This window comes from Nonomuraea lactucae (assembly GCF_003313395.1).
GTDB classification, from domain to species: domain Bacteria; phylum Actinomycetota; class Actinomycetes; order Streptosporangiales; family Streptosporangiaceae; genus Nonomuraea; species Nonomuraea lactucae.
The window spans coordinates 1-18,397 of sequence record NZ_QNFZ01000029.1; the positions used below are offsets into that span (position 1 = coordinate 1).

20 protein-coding genes are annotated in these 18,397 nt (G+C 70.7%); 8 read left to right on the forward strand and 12 right to left on the reverse strand.

What is annotated here, in order from left to right:
* Positions 1 to 79: 79 nt before the first annotated feature.
* Complete coding sequence (locus tag DQW85_RS01865) at positions 80 to 274, reverse strand: hypothetical protein (RefSeq protein ID WP_113698716.1); 195 nt, start codon at positions 272 to 274, stop codon at positions 80 to 82.
* A gap of 210 nt (positions 275 to 484) precedes the next feature.
* Between DQW85_RS01865 and DQW85_RS46375 the strand changes: the two genes are divergently transcribed.
* Genes DQW85_RS46375 through DQW85_RS01875 form a run of 4 tightly spaced genes read left to right on the forward strand, consistent with a single transcriptional unit; the run spans position 485 to position 1,953 of the window.
* The gene (locus tag DQW85_RS46375; protein ID WP_240196855.1) at positions 485 to 991 is read left to right on the forward strand and encodes a helix-turn-helix domain-containing protein; all 507 of its coding nucleotides are present in this window, start codon (positions 485 to 487) and stop codon (positions 989 to 991) included.
* A 6-nt stretch (positions 992 to 997) separates the two neighbouring features.
* Positions 998 to 1,348, forward strand: coding sequence for a transposase (locus DQW85_RS46380; RefSeq protein WP_240196856.1), 351 nt, complete (start codon positions 998 to 1,000; stop codon positions 1,346 to 1,348).
* A 2-nt stretch (positions 1,349 to 1,350) separates the two neighbouring features.
* Complete coding sequence (locus DQW85_RS46385) at positions 1,351 to 1,713, forward strand: RNA-guided endonuclease InsQ/TnpB family protein (protein ID WP_240196857.1); 363 nt, start codon at positions 1,351 to 1,353, stop codon at positions 1,711 to 1,713.
* Positions 1,714 to 1,758: 45 nt separating this feature from the next.
* Positions 1,759 to 1,953, forward strand: coding sequence for a DUF3046 domain-containing protein (locus tag DQW85_RS01875; protein ID WP_113698717.1), 195 nt, complete (start codon positions 1,759 to 1,761; stop codon positions 1,951 to 1,953).
* Between the two features lie 101 nt (positions 1,954 to 2,054).
* On the opposite strand, the gene DQW85_RS01880 is transcribed toward DQW85_RS01875, so the two are convergent.
* Complete coding sequence (locus DQW85_RS01880) at positions 2,055 to 2,339, reverse strand: hypothetical protein (RefSeq protein ID WP_240196858.1); 285 nt, start codon at positions 2,337 to 2,339, stop codon at positions 2,055 to 2,057.
* Positions 2,340 to 2,614: 275 nt separating this feature from the next.
* Between DQW85_RS01880 and recA the strand changes: the two genes are divergently transcribed.
* Together recA and DQW85_RS46390 are read left to right on the forward strand one after the other, a co-directional pair.
* Entirely contained in the window at positions 2,615 to 3,709 is a 1,095-nt protein-coding gene (recA, locus tag DQW85_RS01885; protein ID WP_113698719.1) for a recombinase RecA, read from the forward strand.
* A 653-nt stretch (positions 3,710 to 4,362) separates the two neighbouring features.
* On the forward strand, positions 4,363 to 4,839 hold the full coding sequence (locus DQW85_RS46390; protein WP_275888159.1) for a regulatory protein RecX: 477 nt from the start codon (positions 4,363 to 4,365) through the stop codon (positions 4,837 to 4,839).
* Positions 4,840 to 5,494: 655 nt separating this feature from the next.
* Here DQW85_RS46390 and DQW85_RS01895 read toward each other — a convergent pair.
* From DQW85_RS01895 to DQW85_RS01950, 10 genes are all read right to left on the reverse strand, one after another.
* Complete coding sequence (locus DQW85_RS01895; RefSeq protein WP_113698721.1) at positions 5,495 to 5,923, reverse strand: hypothetical protein; 429 nt, start codon at positions 5,921 to 5,923, stop codon at positions 5,495 to 5,497.
* A gap of 432 nt (positions 5,924 to 6,355) precedes the next feature.
* Positions 6,356 to 7,603 (reverse strand): formamidase, encoded by a 1,248-nt coding sequence (gene fmdA / locus DQW85_RS01900; RefSeq protein ID WP_113698722.1) that lies wholly within the window; start codon positions 7,601 to 7,603, stop codon positions 6,356 to 6,358.
* 82 nt (positions 7,604 to 7,685) lie between these two features.
* Entirely contained in the window at positions 7,686 to 8,351 is a 666-nt protein-coding gene (locus DQW85_RS01905; protein WP_113698723.1) for an AmiS/UreI family transporter, read from the reverse strand.
* 307 nt (positions 8,352 to 8,658) lie between these two features.
* Positions 8,659 to 8,943 carry an FmdB family zinc ribbon protein gene (locus DQW85_RS48040; protein ID WP_420819136.1) on the reverse strand — a complete coding sequence of 95 codons (285 nt, stop codon included), beginning with the start codon at positions 8,941 to 8,943 and terminating at the stop codon, positions 8,659 to 8,661.
* A 357-nt stretch (positions 8,944 to 9,300) separates the two neighbouring features.
* Entirely contained in the window at positions 9,301 to 10,377 is a 1,077-nt protein-coding gene (locus tag DQW85_RS01915; RefSeq protein ID WP_240196860.1) for a carboxylate-amine ligase, read from the reverse strand.
* A gap of 264 nt (positions 10,378 to 10,641) precedes the next feature.
* Positions 10,642 to 12,369, reverse strand: coding sequence for a 2-oxo acid dehydrogenase subunit E2 (locus DQW85_RS46395; protein ID WP_240196861.1), 1,728 nt, complete (start codon positions 12,367 to 12,369; stop codon positions 10,642 to 10,644).
* Positions 12,362 to 13,537, reverse strand: a complete 1,176-nt coding sequence (locus DQW85_RS01930) for an alpha-ketoacid dehydrogenase subunit beta (RefSeq protein WP_240196862.1) — start codon at positions 13,535 to 13,537, stop codon at positions 12,362 to 12,364. Before DQW85_RS01930 ends, DQW85_RS46395 begins: the two co-directional genes overlap by 8 nt.
* Positions 13,534 to 14,454, reverse strand: a complete 921-nt coding sequence (locus tag DQW85_RS01940; protein WP_240196863.1) for a thiamine pyrophosphate-dependent dehydrogenase E1 component subunit alpha — start codon at positions 14,452 to 14,454, stop codon at positions 13,534 to 13,536. The genes DQW85_RS01930 and DQW85_RS01940 overlap by 4 nt, the downstream gene beginning before the upstream one ends.
* Complete coding sequence (locus DQW85_RS45545) at positions 14,451 to 15,917, reverse strand: condensation domain-containing protein (protein ID WP_205314798.1); 1,467 nt, start codon at positions 15,915 to 15,917, stop codon at positions 14,451 to 14,453. Before DQW85_RS45545 ends, DQW85_RS01940 begins: the two co-directional genes overlap by 4 nt.
* Positions 15,914 to 17,317 carry a class I adenylate-forming enzyme family protein gene (locus tag DQW85_RS01950; protein WP_240196864.1) on the reverse strand — a complete coding sequence of 468 codons (1,404 nt, stop codon included), beginning with the start codon at positions 17,315 to 17,317 and terminating at the stop codon, positions 15,914 to 15,916. Before DQW85_RS01950 ends, DQW85_RS45545 begins: the two co-directional genes overlap by 4 nt.
* Before the next feature lie 272 nt (positions 17,318 to 17,589).
* Between DQW85_RS01950 and DQW85_RS01955 the strand changes: the two genes are divergently transcribed.
* Both DQW85_RS01955 and DQW85_RS01960 read left to right on the forward strand, forming a co-directional pair.
* Positions 17,590 to 17,841 (forward strand): acyl carrier protein, encoded by a 252-nt coding sequence (locus DQW85_RS01955; protein WP_113698731.1) that lies wholly within the window; start codon positions 17,590 to 17,592, stop codon positions 17,839 to 17,841.
* The coding region (locus DQW85_RS01960; protein WP_205314799.1) for a condensation domain-containing protein at positions 17,838 to 18,397 on the forward strand (560 nt) is incomplete at its 3' end. The genes DQW85_RS01955 and DQW85_RS01960, both read left to right, overlap by 4 nt.

Consider the following 18,397-nt stretch of genomic DNA (forward strand, 5'->3'; position numbering starts at 1 on the left):
CCGGCCGATCCCGCCTTGCCCTGCTCCGGCCGCCGGCTCGGGCCCGTCCGGGCTGCTGCCCGCCCCGGACCCGTCCGGGCTATCGCCGCGACGGCCTGCGCGTCCTCGGCTTGCCCGCGCGCGGCTCGTGGTCGATGGCGGCGTGCCGTTCGGCCCGCTCGGTTTTCTCCTTCTGTACGGCGAGGCGCTGCGCGAGCCGCAGGACACGCCGCCTGACGCGGTTCGCCTTGATCTTGGCGGTCTTCGGGGGTGAAGGCTTGGACGTCTTGGCCATGGGGGTGTCCTACCCACGCTTCCGGCCGTTCCATCAAATTCTCCCGAGGGACCGTCGCCTTCAGGCCACGGGGGAATCGGGAGCGGGAGGGCCGCCAAGGCCCAAGCATGCGGTGACCTGTCAGATCCGCGCATCAGAGTCTCTTTCCAGGATTTTGTCGGTACCGGCCGATAGCATTTGATCAGTCCGGTCGGGGTTGAGGAGGTGGGCGTGCGCAGGTCGTTCAAGTTCCTGCTGCGCCCTACCGCCGGCCAGGTGGCGGCGCTCACGGCGTGCCTCGATGACCACCGCGACCTGTACAACGCCGCTCTTGAACACCGTCGTACGGCCTACCGCAAGGCAGGAGTGACGGTCCGGTACGGCCAGCAGTCGGGCGAGTTGAAGCACATCCGCGCCGACGACCCCGACGGTCAGGGCCGGTGGTCGTTCTCCTCCCAGCAGGCCACGCTGCGCAGGCTGGACAAGGCCTTCCGCGCGTTCTTCGACCGCGTCAAGGCAGGCCGTACCCCGGGCTTTCCGCGTTTCAAGGGCCGGGGCTGGTTCGACACCGTTGAGTGGCCCAAGGACGGCGACGGCTGCCGATGGGACTCCCAGCCCCACCACTCGACCGCCACCTACGTACGCCTTCAGGGGGTCGGGCATGTGCGGGTGCACCGGCACCGCCGGGTGCTCGGCACCGTGAAGACGATCAGCGTCAAGCGGGAAGGCTCCCGCTGATTCGTCGTGCTGTCCTGCGACGACGTGCCCGCCGAAACGCTGCCCGCGACGGGCGCCGCGGTCGGCTTGGACATGGGTGTGGCCTCGCTGGTGGCCACCAGCGACGGCGAGCACGTCGCCAACCCGCGTCACCTGGCCGCGACCGCCACCCGGCTGGCAGCCGCACAGCAGGACCTCGCCCGTAAGAAGCGCGGGTCCAGGCGCCGCCGTACGGCCGTGGCCCGGGTCGCGGCGCTGCACGCGAAGGTGCGGCGAGGTCGACTCGACTCGGCGCACAAGGCCGCGCTGGCGCTGGTCCGCGACTACGACGTTCGGCGCACAAGGCCGCGCTGGCGCTGGTCCGCGACTACGACGTGATCGTGCACGAGAACCTGAAGATCGCGAACATGACCCGGTCGGCGTCCGGCACGATCGACCGGCCGGGCCGCAACGTCGCGGCCAAGTCCGGCCTCAACCGAAGCGTCCTGGACGCGGGTTGGGGGGTGTTGCTGCAGGTCCTCGCGCACAAGGCTGAAAGCGCCGGTCGAGAGCTGATCGCAGTCGATCCCCGCAACACCTCCCGCACGTGCGCCCGCTGCGGGCACTGTGCGAAGGAGAACCGCGTCACCCAAGCCGAGTTCGCCTGTACGGCGTGCGGGCACACCGCGCACGCCGACGTCAACGCGGCAACCAACATCATCAGGGCAGGGCTTGCCCTTCGCCGGGCTGCGGAAGCGGCTTAGCGAGAAGCCGCCTCCTTCAGGAGGCGGAGGAGTCACACTTGATTGATGCGCCTGACCGAGTTCTGGAGACGGATGCGAGCCCATTTCGGCGACACGTACGCCGACTCGTGGGCCCACGACTACGTGCTGGCCCCGCTGGGCAGCCGCACGGTCTTGCAGGCGCTGGCCGAGGGCGAGAGCGCCAAGACGGTGTGGCGCGCGGTCTGCCAGGTGGAGGACGTCCCGCCCAACCTGCGGTAGCCCTCACTGGCCGAGCGTCATTGGCCGGACCACAACGACCTGACCACAACGACCGGGCCTCAGCGATCGGGCCTCAACGATCGGGCCTCAGCGATCGAGCCTCAGCGATCGAGCGTCTCACGCAGCGCCCTGGCCGTGCGGCCGAGGTCGTCCACCCTGCCCCGCCCGCCTGACGACCACAGGAAGACCCAGCCGTCGGCCGTCGGCGTGGCGAAGATGATCGTGTGGCGGCCGGTACGTGGATGCCAGACCCACAGCATCGGATCGTCGCCGCCCATCATGCGGCTCACCAGCCCGTGCTCGGGCAGCATCTCGGCGAGTGCCTGCAGATGGGTGCGCCGTTCCCCGGTGTACGAGCTCGACACGTCGCCGCCTCCAACCCTCAACGGAACTCTCCCCAGCGACGGCGCCCGGCAACACATACACCGCGATGCCATGAAATGTGGTGACTTCGGGACCGGGAGGGCCTGTCCCCGTCCCCACCTCGGGCGCCCGACGGATCCGCGCGGTGCGCAGCGTGTTCACGGTGTGCTCGAACAGCCGTTCGGCTACCATGGGACTCGCCGGGCCACGTCTTCCCCGGCATCGGCAGAAAAATGTCGGTGGCAGGCCGTAGCTTTCACTCGACTGACCGGACCACGACCCTGCAGGGGGAGTTCCCATGGCTATCAACGACCGCGAGAAGGCCCTCGAGACCGCCCTCGCACAGATCGAGCGGCAGTTCGGCAAGGGCTCCGTCATGCGCCTCGGCGATGACGCCCGAGCTCCCATCGAAGTGATCCCCACAGGGTCGATCTCCCTTGACGTCGCGCTCGGCATCGGCGGCCTGCCGCGTGGCCGGATCGTCGAGATCTACGGCCCGGAGTCCTCGGGCAAGACCACGATCGCGCTGCACGCGGTTGCGAACGCGCAGCGGGCGGGCGGCATCGCGGCGTTCATCGACGCCGAGCACGCCCTCGACCCCGAATACGCCAAGAAGCTCGGCGTCGACACCGACGCGCTGCTCGTCTCCCAGCCCGACACGGGTGAGCAGGCGCTCGAGATCGCCGACATGCTGATCAGGTCGGGCGCGGTCGACATCATCGTCATCGACTCGGTCGCCGCGCTGGTGCCCAAGGCCGAGATCGAGGGCGAGATGGGCGACAGCCACGTCGGCCTCCAGGCCCGCCTGATGTCCCAGGCCCTGCGCAAGGTCGCCGGCGCTCTCAGCAGCACCGGCACGACCGCCATCTTCATCAACCAGCTGCGGGAGAAGATCGGCGTCATGTTCGGCTCGCCGGAGACCACGACGGGCGGCAAGGCGCTCAAGTTCTACGCCTCGGTCCGCATGGACATCCGCCGCATCGAGACGCTCAAGGACGGCACGGAGGCGGTCGGCAACCGCACCAGGGTCAAGGTCGTGAAGAACAAGATGGCCCCGCCCTTCCGGGTCGCCGACTTCGACATCCTCTACGGCGTGGGCATCTCCCGCGAGGGCGGCCTGATCGACATGGGCGTCGAGCACGGCTTCGTCCGCAAGTCCGGCGCTTGGTACACGTACGAGGGCGACCAGCTCGGCCAGGGCAAGGAGAACGCCCGCAACTTCCTGAAGAACCATCCCGACATGTCCAACGAGATCGAGAAGAAGATCAAGGACAAGCTGGGCGTCGGCCCCCGCCTCGACGCTCCCGCCGAGGCCGCAGCCGCTCCGGCTCCGGCCGCCGCCCCCTCCGGCCGTGGTTCCAAGGCCGCCACACCGAAGCCCGGTGACGTCTGATCGGTCGCCGTATGAGTGACACCGACCGGGAGGGGGCGCCCCACGATCGCGACTGGGGCGCCTGGCCCGACCTCCCGCCCGCACCGTCCCGCCGCAGAGACAGGCGGAGCACGGTTGGTCCCGCACAGGAAGATCCCGCCGTAGCCCGACCCGCTCCCGATCCCGCCGTCGCCCAACCCGTTACCAGACCCATCGACGTGCCTGGTAACGGGCTCATCGACCTACCCGTGGACAAGCTCGTCCCGTACGGCGGCACCGGGCCTGTCCCGGACACCGGTGCCGGGTCCGTCCCGCAGGTCAGTGCTGGGACCGTCTCGTACGGCGACAGCGGGTCCACTCCGGACAACAGCGGTGCCAGGCCCGTCCCGGGCGGCGGCAAGAGGCGGGGCGCGGGTAGTCCAGGCGCGGGTAGTCCAGGCGCGGGTAGTCCAGGCGCGGAGACCTTCGGCGCCTCCATGCTTGGAATGCCCGGGATTGGGAGCGAGCCCCCGATTGGCGAGTCCGACGGTAGACGGGCGGGGAGGGGGCGTCGGCCGAGTGGTGGGCGTGGCGGGAGGCGGTCACGTACGACCGGCGAGGGACGGGGGTGGCTGCCTGAGGGGCCTGATGACGGGGCGTCCGCCGCTGCAACATCCGACGCCGACCCGGAGTCGGTGGCCAGAGCCATCTGCCTGCGGCTGCTCACCATGGCGCCCAAGACGCGGGCCCAGCTGGCGGAGGCACTACGCAAACGGGACGTGCCGGACCAGGCGGCGGAGGCGGTGCTCCACCGGTTCTCAGAACTCGGGTTGATCAACGATGAGGCGTTCGCCGAGGCGTGGGTCGACTCCCGCCACCACGGACGGGGCCTGGCCAGACGTGCGCTGGCCGCCGAGCTGCGCCACCGCGGCGTCGACTCCGAGACGGTCAACGAGGCCGTGGAGCGTCTCGACCCCGAACGGGAGCTCGAAACGGCCCGGCGCCTCGTCGAGCGGAAACTGGCTTCCACCCGCAACCTCGACGCCCAGGCCCGTACCCGCCGCCTCGCCGGGATGCTCGCCCGCAAGGGCTACTCCCCGGGGCTGGCCTTCCGCGTCATCAAGGAGGCCCTGGAGCAGGAGGGCGTGGAAGTCGAGGACGACTATCCCTGATCTCGCCTGCCCCTGATCTCGCCTGCCCCAGCTCTCGTCCGTCCCACACCTCACCCACGCCTGTCCGTCCCGGTCCCGGTCCCCCAGCCTCAGTCCACGGCCCGGTCTTGCCCGGCCCATCCCCCCAGCCTCAGTCCACGGCCTCAGTCCGCTGTCAACGGTCCGTCTGGCACCGCCTCGGCCCGTCTGGGGCCTCGGTCCGCCTGGCCCAGCCTCGGTCCACGGACTCAGTTCACGGCCTCAGTCCGGCCTCGGTCCACGCCGCCTGGACCCTCGCTCTGCCTCGCACCGCCTCGGTCTCCGGCTCAGTCCGTCTGGTCCCGCCTCGGTCTCCGGCCTCGGTGCACGGTCCCGTCTGGCACGGCCTCAGTCCCACGGCCTCGGGCCGGCCTCGGTCCGGCCTTGGTGCACGGTCCGTCTGGCACCCCCTCGGCCCTACCTGGGCCTCAGTCCGTCCGGCACCGCCTCGGTCTCCGGCCTCAGTCCACGGCCCGTCAGTCACCGGCCGGTCTGTCACCGTTCCGGTCAGTCACCGGTCCGGTCAGTCACCGGTCCGGTCTGTCATCGGTCCGGTCTGTCATCGGTCCGGTCTGTCATCGGCCTCGCCGCTCCGCTGGTCGCCACGTGCCGGGTCGAAGCCGGGGCACGGTGTGGGTCAGGGGGCTCCGCCGATGGCGCAGGCTCGGCACGGGGGCTGGCCGCAGGTGCACTGCATGATGCCGTCGAGCACATCGTGGTCGTGGTAGAGGCACTGGTCCTTGCAGGTGTGGCGGGGGACGAATCCGGCCTGGATCTCGTCAGGCCAGGGGTCGTCGCCGTTGCGGCAGCGGATGAACTGATCGGGGTCCGCCACGTGCAGGCCGTGCATGCGCTCCCGGGCCTGGCTCTCCAGCGTCCGCGTCTCGGCGGCCATGCTCTTGAGCTGGGCTGCCAGGTCGGAGTAGCGGATGTCGCCGGTTCGTACGTGCGCGGCCCGCAGCGCCATGACCGCGTTGCCCAGGAACCGGGTGGCGTCCTGGAGGTCTGTCGTGTGGTGCAATTGCACGCCGGTCACGCCTCGGACCCACACGGCGTCGTTGTTCATTGATCAACCTTTCGAGTGGCAGGCGCCCACTCCCGTTCCGGAGCTGTCCCGGGCTCGGTAGACACGTCAGCGTTGGGGATATACATGAGGATAACCGCATTTTTGCTTGTCTTTTCGTCGCCATCGGGGGCCGAGTTGACCATTGGTGTGATGGCCGGGAATATGATCGTCGACCAGCGCCATCAGGCGGTGGACCAGCGGCGCGCGCCCGACGGCAGAGGCGAGCGCCCTCTCCCCCAATGGGCCACAACCGCCTTCCCGGGTGAACATTTCTTGGTGAGGGCTTTTCCAAATGTTTAATGTCGTGCAGCCGAGAGAAACCCCGCTCGGTCTCGGTCCCGAGCGGGGTTTTCCTGGCGGCGGGCCGTTCCGGGGAGCCGGTGACCCGGTCCCCGGAGCGGCTCGTCCGTCATGCCCTGGTCGCGACGGTTGTCAGGCCGTCACGGCGCACCGTCCGCGGTCCTTCCTGACGGGTCCCTCCGGGTTCGGCCGTACGTCGAAGTCGAAGATCGCGGTGGGCAGGTAGAGCGAGCAGCATGCGTTGGGGATGTCGACGATCCCGCTGACACGCCCCTCGATCGGAGCCGAGCCGAGGAGCAGATATGCCTGCTCTCCGCTGTAGCCCCACTTCTTGAGATACTCGATCGCGTTGAGGCAGGCCCTGCGGTAGGCCACCGTCGCGTCGAGGTAGTAGTTGGTGTCGGTGTCGTGGTCGACCGAGATCCCGATGAACGACAGGAACTCGGAGTACCGGGGCTCGACGTTGCCCGGCATGAAGACCGGGTTGGTGGTGACACCGTACTTCTCCATGCCGCCCTTGATGAGGTCGACGTGGAAGTCGATGTAGCCGCCCATCTCGATCGCACCACAGAAGGTGATCTCACCGTCACCCTGGCTGAAGTGCAGGTCACCTCCGGAGAGTTTCGCGTCCTTTACGTGAACCGGGTAGAACACCCTGGATCCGCGAGTGAAGTTCTTGATGTCGTGGTTGCCGCCGTTCTCCCGCGCCGGAACGGTGCGGGCCCCTTCGCGGGCGACCCTGTCCATCACTTCACCGCTCGCCGTGCCGGCGAGGGTGTTGTCGGGCAGCGGTGGCAGGCCGAGCGGCGGTACCCGTTGCGGATCGGTGTCGATGAGAGCCTGCTCCCGGCGGTTCCACGCCGCGAGCAGGTCGGCCGACGGCGCGGTGCCGAACAGCCCAGGGTGCGTGATGCCGGTGTACCGCACGCCTGGCAGGTGGCGGGACGTGCACATCAAGCCGTGGAAGTCCCAGATCGCCTTGTAGGCGTCGGGGAAGTAGTCGGTCAGGAATCCACCGCCGTTCGCCTTGGCGAACACGCCGGTGTAGCCCCACCCCTGTCCGGGTGCCTGCCCGACCTGCTGTGGAACCGGCCCGAGGTCGAGGATGTCGACGACCAGGAGGTCACCTGGCTCGGCTCCGTCCACGCCGATGGGCCCGCTCAGCATGTGCGCGTGGCTCAGGTCGACGTCCCGTACGTCGTTCGCGGAATCGTTGTTGCCGATCTGGGCATCGGTCCATTCCCGGCATTCGACTCGGAACTCATCTCCAGGGCGCACCATGTCGGCCACAGGAATATCTGGGTGCCATCGGTTGTGTCCTGGTATTTTCTGGTCGCGCATGGACATCGACTGGTCGACGCTGAATACGATATTTGGCATGATGAGTGCCTTTCGTTGATTGTGGTGCCCTCAGGCATTCGCGCGTCACACCACCTCCTCCTCAGCTCCCGCGGCGACCGCGTCAGGTCCACCTGGGGCGATGCGTCCGGTCGCGGGCGCCCATCGCCTCGTCGCTCGGCGCCGGCGCCGCTGCGGTGGGCTCCTTCTCCCGTGTCAGCGGCCACAGCGCGACGAAGACCACCACGCCGAAGACGGCGAGAACCACCGCGAAGAGGTTCGGGAACCGCCAGAGACCGGTAAGGAGCATGAACGCGGGAATCGCGGCCGTCACCCAGCCCTCGATCGCCGTGACCCAGCCCGTGTACCTGGTGATCTGCTCGCGCTTCAGACCGAGCAGCACGAAGAAGAGGAACCACAGATAGGCCCAGTAAAGCCAGATGACACCGAACGCCGGGTCACCCAGGAGCGTGAAGTTGGCGTACGCGTATCCGAGCGCCATGACAGCCACGAACAGTGAGAAGTAGCCGACTCCCGTGGAGTCGAAGCCGCCCAGCAGGTTGATCCCGACGTAGAGATAGGTGAAACCGAAGAGATAGATGCCCGACGCGCCGAGGATCTCGAGCGGCCTGCCGGGATTACTGATGATCAGCACGGTGGGCGTGATGACCTGCAGGGCTCCGACGAAGAGGTTGAAGATGGCCGCCGCGCGCGGCTCGACCTTCCCCAGGAGCATCAGCCCGTTAATGAACAGCACCGCGCCTACGTAAAGTAGTCCGACGGCTCCCATCAGCGACGCACCTCCTTGTGCTCGCGCCGAAGCGTTCCGATCTCGCGCGCCGCGCCGGACCCTGTCCGATGCGCGGCGGCGCCGCCCACACTGCGTGCTCTGGCCCGCGGCAGTACCTCTCACGGCACCCTCACAGCGGACCCGCGCCGGTCCCCCTCACGGCGGAACCGCTGCGATACCTTCCGCGCGGCGGAACCAGTAGGCGGACCCGCGTCGGCGGACCCGCATGCCTACCGCCGCGCCCGGGCGCACGGGATTCCGTGCGTGGCCGGTTCGCGCGCGCGTGGTGGACGCTCTGTTCTGTTGGTCAAGGCCGAGGCAGGCGTGCGAGCGCCGGGTGCGGCGGCCGTGGTCTGCGCCGCTCGGCGGGCACGCTCGTGACGACCTCGGGTGCTTCCTGGCTCCGCTCCTCCCGGGCACGCGCGGCGGACACCACCGGGGGGACCCGGCTGAGGTACGGCGAGGAGAAGACGCGACGGGACGGGTAGTGGCAATGGGGGCAATCGCATTCGGTCTCAGCAGTGCCTATCGGCAGGTGCACCTCGAATCGCCCGCAATCACGGCACTGATACTCGTAGGTTGCCATGGGCATCCACCGCCAGAGATCAAGCCCGCTATTTCACCAGCCTTCGGCATGGTCGGCCCGTCACCAATCTGTGATCCAGCCTATCCCTCTGATGACCCAAGCCTCAACAGCCGGTCAAGATCACAGACAGGGGTCGCAAACCGCCGGAGAATACCGAGGCTGACACGAAAAGCGGGAAAAACCGGCAGAACCGTGCGCGGGCGAGCACCGAACGTGGAACTACTTTTAACGCCGCCCCTACATCGCCTCCCGCCGGCCCGCGAGAATTTACCGTACGTTTGACGGATCGCGCGATCATCTTCTTCACCGGGCCGGGCATCGGGCCATTCCCGGTGACGGTCCGCCCCACCGCCTGCGAGGGGATCAGGCCACGGTCGCCTCGATGAGGTCGTCCACCACGCCCGCCAGGTCGCCCCGCCGGGCATGGACCTGGCGCTGGCGCATCGCGCCGGAGCCCGTCCGCAGCAGCCGGTCCAGGCCCTCCTCCACGAACGCCAGGTCGCCGGCCTCCGCCATCGCCTGCCGTACGTGGTCGAGGAGCCTGCGCGCCATCACCGGCGCGGGCACCAGCGTGCCCTCGCGGACGTCGAGGCTGTCACCCGCCAGCCCGTCGCGGGCGGCACGCCAGTAGGCGGCGCGCAGCACCTCCGTCGAGATGGGCAGCCCCCGGTCGCCCCTGGCGACGTCGGCCAGCGCCGTCACGACCAGGGCGCGGATCAGTCCGATGATGGTGAGGCTGTCGCTGACGTCCAGCGGCACGTCCGCGACCCGAACCTCGACGGTGGGCAGCCTGGGCGACGGGCGCGCGTCCCAGAACACCGTCTTCGGATCCATCAGCGCGCCCGACTCGGACAGCGCGCGCAGCGCCAGCTCGTAGTCGGCGAACGACGGGAAGTACGGCGGCGCACCCGACACCGGCCAGCGGCCCCAGCTGATCACCCGCCAGGACGCGTAGCCGGTGTCGCGGCCCACGAAGAACGGGGAGTTGGCGGCGAGCGCGATCAGCGTGGGCAGCCACGGACGCAGGTGGTTGCCCACGTAGACGGCATGCTCCTCGTCGGGCACGTCGACGTGCACGTGGAGAGCGCAGATGCTGATCTCGTCCTGGAGAGCGCGATAGAGGACCCGCCCCTGCTCGTAGCGGGCGTTGTCGCCGAGCGGCGGCCGCATGACGTCGCCCAGCACGGGGATGCCGCTCGCCACCACGGCCAGCCCGCACGACCGGGCCGCGCCCGCCACCTCCTTGCGCGCCGCCCGGAGCTGCGCGCCCAGCTCGCTCAGGTCCGAGGACGGCGCCGTGCGCGCCTCGACCTGGAAGCGGGTGATCTCCTGATCGACGTCCAGGACGTCGGTCGCCGCCGCCAGCACCTCGGCCGCCCGGGGAACCACGTGGCGGGTGCGGGGATCGACGACGAGGTACTCCTCCTCAATCCCGATCATCGGAACCACGAACCACCTCGCAGGGTAGGTAGTCAAGGAGCCTCCGTACGCTTTGTGCCCGTTCTCGGGCCGCCGGGAAACGCCCCCAAACCCACCGTTTGCCGCTTCCCACCGCGCGCCCCTCTCCGTGACGTCCCAATCCAGTCTTTACGGCCAGCCGAGGCAGCCCCACCCGCCATACGTGGCCGGGCTCCGTCCAGGGTCACGCTCCTCCGGTTCCCCGGCGAGCCGCCGTGACGTGCGCGTTCTTGACCGCCTGGGTGGTCAGCCGGACCCCGTGAGGTCCGCCCCCTCGACGGCCGTCTTCAGAGCGGCCATGAACAGCGCCGCGTCCCTGCCGTTGATCAGCCGGTGGTCGTAGGCGAGGCCGATGTCGGCCCGCGAACCGTCGTCATGGGGAGCCGTGACGGCCAGGGCGCAGACCGTACCCGGGAAGACGAACGGGATCGCCAGCACCACTCCGCCCTCGGTGTGCAGGGTGACGACGAAGTTCGCGCCCCCGAGGTCCGCCTCCTTGAAGTCGCCGGAGGTGGCGGCCAGGCGGTGCTTCATCAGGGTGGTGGCGATCTCCTTGGTCGTCCGGCGGGCGGCGTCGTGGATCACCGGCACGTACAGGCCCTCGCCGACGTCGAGGGTGACGCCGATGTTCGGGGCGCTCGCGAGGGTGGCGTGCGTGCCGTGGAGCGTGGCGAAGAACAGCGGGAAGCGCTCGTGGAGGCCCGCGACCGCCTGGACGAAGACCTCCGCCAGGCCGACCGGCCGCCTGACCTCCTTGGTCGCGGCTCTCGCACGTTCGAGGGCCGGGCCCAGGTCCATGCGGACGACCACGTAGGCGGCTGGGACGGTCTCGTGGGACAGCTCGACGGCCCTGGCCACTGCCCGCTGTCCCCTCGGCAGGTCGTAGCGCCTGGCGTCCTGGGCCAGCCGCTCGACATCGGCACGCCGGACCACCCTCACGCCCAGGCCCCGGACCTGCTCGGGGCTGATGCGGAGCTCGTCGATCAGCGCCTGAGCGGGGACTGTGACCAGCGGGTCCGCGACCAGCGGGTCCGGGGTGTGGGTGCCGGTGCTCTGGCGGGCGTGTGTGTGGAGGGCTGCGTCGCGAGCGGTGGGGACGGGATGGGCGACGTCCCGGTCCGTGGCCCCCTGGGGTGCGCGGGCTTGGAGTGCGGAGTGCTGGGATGCGGTGCCCTGGGGTGCGTGGGCTTGGGAAGCGGTGCCCTGGGATGCGGTCCCCTGGAGCACGCCGCCCTGGGACGCGCCGTCCTGAGGTGCGGTGCCCTGGAGCGCGCCGCCCTGGAGCGCGCCGCCCTGGAGCGAAGTGCGCGGGGGCGGCGCGGCGCCGGAGGGGGCGGTGTGCGGGGGCGTCGTGTCCCGTCTGGCGGCTCCCGGAGCGGCGGCACTCCCTGAGGTCGCATCCCGGTCCTCTGAGGCGGCGTCGCCGGAGGTCGCGTCCCGGATCTCCAAGGCGGTGGCCTCAGCTGGCACGCCCTCACCCGGCGAGGCAGCGGCCCCCGAAGCGACCTCACCGCCCGACAAGGCGGTGGCCCCGGAGACCGCGCCGTCCCGCGAGACCGCGGCCCCAAAGCGCACGTCCCCGTCCCGCGAGACCGCGGCCCCAAAGCGCACGTCCCCGTCCCGCGAGGTCGGGAGCCCGGACGGCTCACCCGTGCCCCCAGAAGTGGCGGTCGCTGAGAAAGAGCTGGGCGTGACAGTGCCGGTGTCCGGGCCGGCCGCGGGCGTGCCAAAGGTCTCCGGTGCCGTCGGGGTGATGGTGGCGATGAGGTCGTCCGGGCGGCACCAGGCGCCGGGGGTGAGGGCGTGGCGCAGGGTGCCCTGGGCGGAGGCCGGCAGTTCTTCGGCGGCCTTCGAGGTCTCCACCACCACGACCGGGTCGTCCGGCTCCACCTGGGCGCCGTCGGCGGCGAGCCACTCGATGACCAGGTACTCCGTGTCGTTGTTGTTCAGCTTCGGAACGCGCAGTTCAGCCACGGACGACCTCTCTGACGGCGCGGTGGATGGCGGCCTCGTCCACCAGCACCTCGCGCTCCAGGTGGGCGGCGGTGGGGATCACCGAGGCGGCGGAGTGGACGAGCGTGACGGGGCGCGACAGGCGGTCCCAGTACCGCTGGTGAATGGTGTGGGCCACCTCGGCGCCCCATGTGCCGCCTGCCGTGCTCTCTTCCAGGACGGCGACGCGGCGGGGAGCGGGCACGGCCCCGTCGGTGAGGGCGGCCTCCAGCGGGGCGGTGTCCACGGGGTAGAGCCGTGAGGGCACCAGCAGCGTGCAGAGGATCTCCTCTTCGAGGAGCAGCGAGCGCATGGCGGCCACGGCGCGGTGCGCCATGCCGCCGGGGGCGATGATCAGGCAGTCGGGCTGTTCCCGGAGGAAGTCGAGGGACACGCGGGCGGTACCGCCCGCCGACTCGACCGTGAAGGGGCTCTCCACCGCGTGCATGGGCCGGGTGTAGAGCACCTTGTCCTCGAACAGCACGCACGGCTCGGCCCGTTCCAGCATTTCCTCGAACACGGCCAGGTTGTCGTGGAACGGCGACACCTCGTACAGCGCCAGGCCCGGGATGCCGATGAAGTGCTTCTGCAGGCTCTGGCTGTGGGTGGGGCCGTAGCCGCGCCCGCCGCCGACCGGGCAGCGTACGACCATGCGCATCGGCACCCTCGTGCCGTACATGGACACGGACTTGGCCGCGAAGTTCAGCAACTGGTCGAAGGCGAGCGCGGCGAAGTCGCCGAACATGATCTCCACGATCGCGCTGTCACCGGACAGGGCCAGGCCGGCGGCGATGCCGGTGATGGCGTTCTCGCTGATGGGAGTGGTCAGCACCCGCTCGGGGAAGCGGGTGGAGAGGCCGCGGGTGATCTTGAATGCGCCGCCGTACGGGTCGAGCAGGTCCTCGCCGAGGAGGTGGAGGTCCGGCCGGCGCTCCATCAGCTCGTGGAGGGCGGCGTTGAGGTTCTCGGCCACGCGCACGGTCGGTCTCCTCGGGTCCGCCCGCCCGGCCCCGCCCGTCGTCGCCGGTGCGGTCAATGTCTCCATGCCGGTCTCGATGCCGGTCTCAGCGCCGGTCACGACGCCGGTCACGACGCCGGTCTCAGCGCCGGTCTCAGCGCCGGTCACGACGCCGGTCTCGACGCCGGTCACGGCCGGGTCCACCGGGACGGCGGGCGGGCGGCGACGTCGTCGGCGACCGCGTCGACCAGGGTGCGGGCCTCGTGGTCGAGGCGTTCCACCTGGGCCGGGTGCGCGGTCCGGTAACGGGACAGCCAGTCGGCCTCGCGCGCCTCCCGCACGGCGGGCTCCGGCCTGGCGTCGTCGCCCTTGCTGTGCGGCCCGAGCCGGTGCGTGACGAACTCGGCCACCAGCGGCACCCCTTGCCGCACCCGGGCGACGAGCGGTCCGAGGCGGTGGCGGATCGCGGCCAGGTCGAAGCCCTCGACGCGGCAGTGGCCGACGCCGAACGCGGCGGCCCGGCCGGCGATCGTGCCGGACAGGTGCGAGGTGACGGGCGTGGACTGGGCGATGCCGTTGTTCTCGACGACCACGAGGACGGGGAGCCGCCAGAGGGCGATGATGTTCAGCGCCTCGTACACGGCTCCCTCCCCGAAGGTGCCGTCACCGATGTAGACGCAGGCCAGGCGGCCCGGTTCGGCCCGTTTGAGGTGCAGGGCCACTCCGGCGGCCACCGGCAGGCTCTCGCCCTGGACGCCGGTGGACAGGTAGCGGTCGCGGCGGATGTGCTGGCTGCCGCCCACGCCGCCGCACACCGCGCCCTCGCGGCCCATGATCTCGGCGAGCAGCCCGTCCAGGTCCTGGAAGCGGGCCAGGTAGTGACCGTGGCCGCGATGGTTGCTGAACACGTGGTCGCCGGGGTCGAGCAGCGGCTGGACGGCGACGGGGACGTACTCCTGGCCGAGGCAGGTGTGCGTGGTGCCGTTGAGCAGGCCCCTGCCGTACAGGTCGAGGAGTTTGAGCTCGAACGCCCTGATGGTGAGCATGAGCCCGAGGTCGGCGTCGTCCAGCGTCGGCGTGGCGGCGGCCAGATCGAGCACCGGGGTCACCGCCTGATCACCTCGACGACGCCGGCGATGGTCGGGTTGTCGAAGAAGTCGTCCAGCTCGATCTCCACGCCGAGGCGCTTGCGCATGCGGGCGATGATCTGGGTGATGGTGAGCGAGTGCCCGCCGAGGTCGAAGATGTCGTCGTGCGGCTCGACCGGCGAGAACTTCAGGACCTCCTCCCAGATCGCGGTGATCTCCGCGAGCAGCGGGTCGTCCGGCCCGGCTTCGGGCGAGGAGGCGGGCGAGGAGGCGGGCGGAGCGCTCGGCTCGGTGACTGCCGCGCTTCCGATGGAGGTGCTCGGCGTGTCGTGGAAGGGGGTCAGGTCCCGTAGCGGCCGTCCGGGGGTGATGCGGGACAGGAGCGCTTGGAGGTCAGTGGTGAACTGCGCGGGGTCGCGCAGTTCCTCCGGGTCGTAGCGGAGGCTGGCGGCCAGGCCGTCGGGGCCGTCGAGCAACTGGAGCTGGAGCGCGCCGCGCACCGCCTGGTTGAACGCCAGCCGGTCCACCTCCCAGCCGGGCACGGCCGGGCCGGCGCGGCGGTAGCTGACGGAGACGGGGGCGAGCGCGGCGTGCGGCTTCACCCCGGGGACGGCGCGGGCGATGGGCACCTCGCGCACGCCGTACACCTGCCTGAGCTCGGCTCTCAGCTCGGCCGCGAACTCGGCGAACGGGACGTCCGGCGAGGGGCCGGAGTAGACGGGCAGCTCGTTGACGTACGGCCCCACGCGGCCGGATTCGGCGGGGGTGCGGGTGGACAGGTCCACCGCGGTGACCACGTCCTCGTTCCCGTACGACCGCAGCAGCGCGTGGAGGGCGGCCAGCACGACCTCGAACCTGGTCAGGCCAGGCAGTTCGCGGAGCTCGGGGAGGTCGAGACCGAACTCGCTGACCCGACCGGGCGACGCCCGCCGGGAGCGCAGGACCTGGCCGGCCACGACCACCTCGCCGGGCTCCCGCCACCGGCGCGCCCAGAACGCCCCCGCCTCCTTCAGCTGTCCAGCGACGCGTTCCCGTTGGAGCGCGGCGTGGTCGGCGGGCTCCAGGGGCGGCGGGAGGGCGCCGTCGTAGAGGGTCGCCAGGTCGGCCACGAGGATGTCCTTGGACTGGCCGTCGAAGACCAGGTGGTGGGCGTCGATCCGGAGCGTGTCGCCGTCCAGCGCGAACCGGATGAGCGGCCCCCGCTCCAGGTCGAACGGCGGGAACGGGTCCCGGACGAGCCCCGACCGATCGTCGGCGAGCCCGGGGCGGTCGGCGGCGGGTACGAGATGGAGCACGCCCCCGCGGTCTTCCATCGCGCATCCCAGCAGCGGGTGCCGCTCCACCACCCCGGCGACGGCCTTGGCCAGCGCTCCCCGGTCGGGCGGCCCGGGTAAGCGGATCAGGATCGGCATGTGGTAGGCCGACCCGGCCCCCGCCTGCTCCATGATCCACATCCCGTGCTGGGCGAACGATACTTCGGTCATCGGACAACCTCTCGAAGAGCGCGCTTGTCGACCTTGCCGCCCGCGTTGCGCGGCAGGGCGTCGAGGGTGACGAGGCGGACGGGCTGCTCGTGGGGCGCCAGCCGGTCCTTCAGGAAGATCCGCAGGTCCTCGTGCGCCACGGCGCCGACGACGGCGACGGCGACCGCCTTGCCGAGCGTGGCGTGGGGCACGCCGAAGGCCGCCGCCTCGGTCACCTCGGGGTGTTCGTAGACGGCGTCCTCGACGTGGATCGTCGAGACCTTGTAAGCGCCCGACTTGATTACGTCGCTCTCCCTGTCGACCAGGTAGAGGTAGCCGTCGCCGTCCAGGTAGCCGAGGTCGCCCATCCGTACCCAGCCGTCGCGGAACACCTCTCCGGTGGCCGCGGCGTCGCCGTAGTAGGCGCGGACCGCGGCCGGGGAGCGCATCCAGACCTCGCCGGTGGTGTTCGGCGGCAGCGCCTCACCCGCCGCGGTGGCGATCTTCACGGCCCCGCCCGAGGCGGGACGGCCCACGCTGGAGGGCCGCTGCGGATCGAAGATCATGACGGTCTGGGCGGGCGCGGCCTCCGTCGAGGTGTAGTAGTTGGTGATCGTGGAGTTCGGGAAAGCGGAGGCGAGCTCGGCGGCGACCCTGGCGGGCAGCGGCGCGGCGGCGGAGCCGAGCAGCAGCACGCTCGACAGGTCGTGCCGCGCGTGGACCCCGGCGGCGAGCATCTCGATGGCCATCGCGGGCACCAGGAACACCGTCCCGGCCTGGTAGTGCTCGATCAGCGCCGCGAACCGGCCGGGCGTGAACCTCGGCAGGGTGACCACTTCGGGATGCGCGTCCACCGCGTTGACCAGCATCCACTGGCCGGCGTTCGTCCCGATGGGGAAGGCGTGCGCGAGGTGGCGGCTGTGCGCGAACGGGCGCCGCCTGACCCCGCAGCCGTGGGCGAGGTTGGCGTGCGTGGCGGCCACGCCCTTGGGCCTGCCCGTGGTGCCGGAGGTGTAGAGGATCTGGGCGAGGGCGCCGGGGTCGGGCAGCCCCACCTGCCGGCCCGGGCCGGACTGCAGCGGCGGCTCGCCGGGACGCAGGACCGTGGCCGCCGAGCAGTGGGCGAGCATCGTGTCGACGTCGGCCCGCGCGAGGCGGTCCGAGAGCGGCACGGCCACCGCCCCGGCCTTGACGGCCCCGAAGAAGGCGATGGCGTACTCCAGCCAGTCGCCGTTGCCGAAGACCAGCCCGACCCGGTCCCCCGACTGGACGCCGCGTTCGGCCAGCGCGGCGGCGACGCGGTTCGACCGGGTCTCCCACTCGCCGAAGGTCAGCGACCCGGAGCCGTGTACGGTCATCGCCACCCGGGCCGGGTCCGCGGTGGCACGCTGCCGGAGCAGTCCTGGAAGTGTCACGCTCACGTTCGGCCCCCGTACCAGCCCTCCGACGCACGACGCTCGGCTCTAATAGGAAACTTTACTTTTAGTGTACGGGCGTTCAGTGTGGCATGCTCCCGCGGGACAGACAAGGCCCCCGCAACCCGCGACGGCCGTGGCCTTGCGAGACGCCGAAGATCCGTGGAACACTGCGCACGGGCCCAATAGTTAGGATTGTTTCCAGAAAGCGCCCTTCCGGAACCGGGAACGGCATGGGGGCCGAGCTCGACCAGAGATCGGAGGAGGCCGGAGCCGTGATGATCAAGGACGTTGCGATCAAGGAGAGGCTCGCCGCGCTCGTGGCCGAGTCGTCGGACGGCGCGATCACCGTCGAGGAGGCCATGGCGACGACCGTGCCGCTGACCGCTCTCGGCCTCACCTCCATCGGGCAGTTGCGGCTGGTCGACGCGATCGAGTCGGAGTTCGGCGTGGAGGTCGATCTGAGCGAGGAGGGTCTGGAGTTGCTCGACGACCTCGACAGGCTGGCCGGCCACCTGGCCGGGCGATGATCGTCGAGTTCGCCGCGCCCGACTCGGGCACGGCGCCGCTGACCTGGGGGCAGCGGGCGATCTGGGAGACGATCGAGCGTACGGCGCCCGACGACCACTACTTCAACTTCGGCCGGGTGCTGAAGGTGCCTGGCGCGAGGTCCGTCGCCGAGGTGGGCGCGGCGCTGGGGGCGCTCGTGGAGCGGCACGGCTCGCTGCGCACCCGCACCGGCGACCCCGCCTGCCAGGTGCTGGAGGCCGGGGGGCGGCTGCCCGTCGAGATCGTGAGCTCCCATGAGGGCGCCGCGGAGAAGGCGCTGGGTGAGCTGGCCGCGACCAGGTTCGACTACGCGGCCGAATGGCCGGTGCGGGCGGCGCTGGTGGTGGACGGCGACCGGGTGACGCACGTGGTGCTGGTCTTCTGCCACCTCGCCGCGGACGGCCTGGGCGCCGAGGTGGCCGTGCGCGACCTGCGGGTGCTGCTGATGCGCGGCCGGATCTCCGGCCCGCCGGCTCCCCGCCCGCTGGACCTGGCCCACTGGCAGGCCGGGCCGGAGGGGCGCCGCGTGGCCGAGGC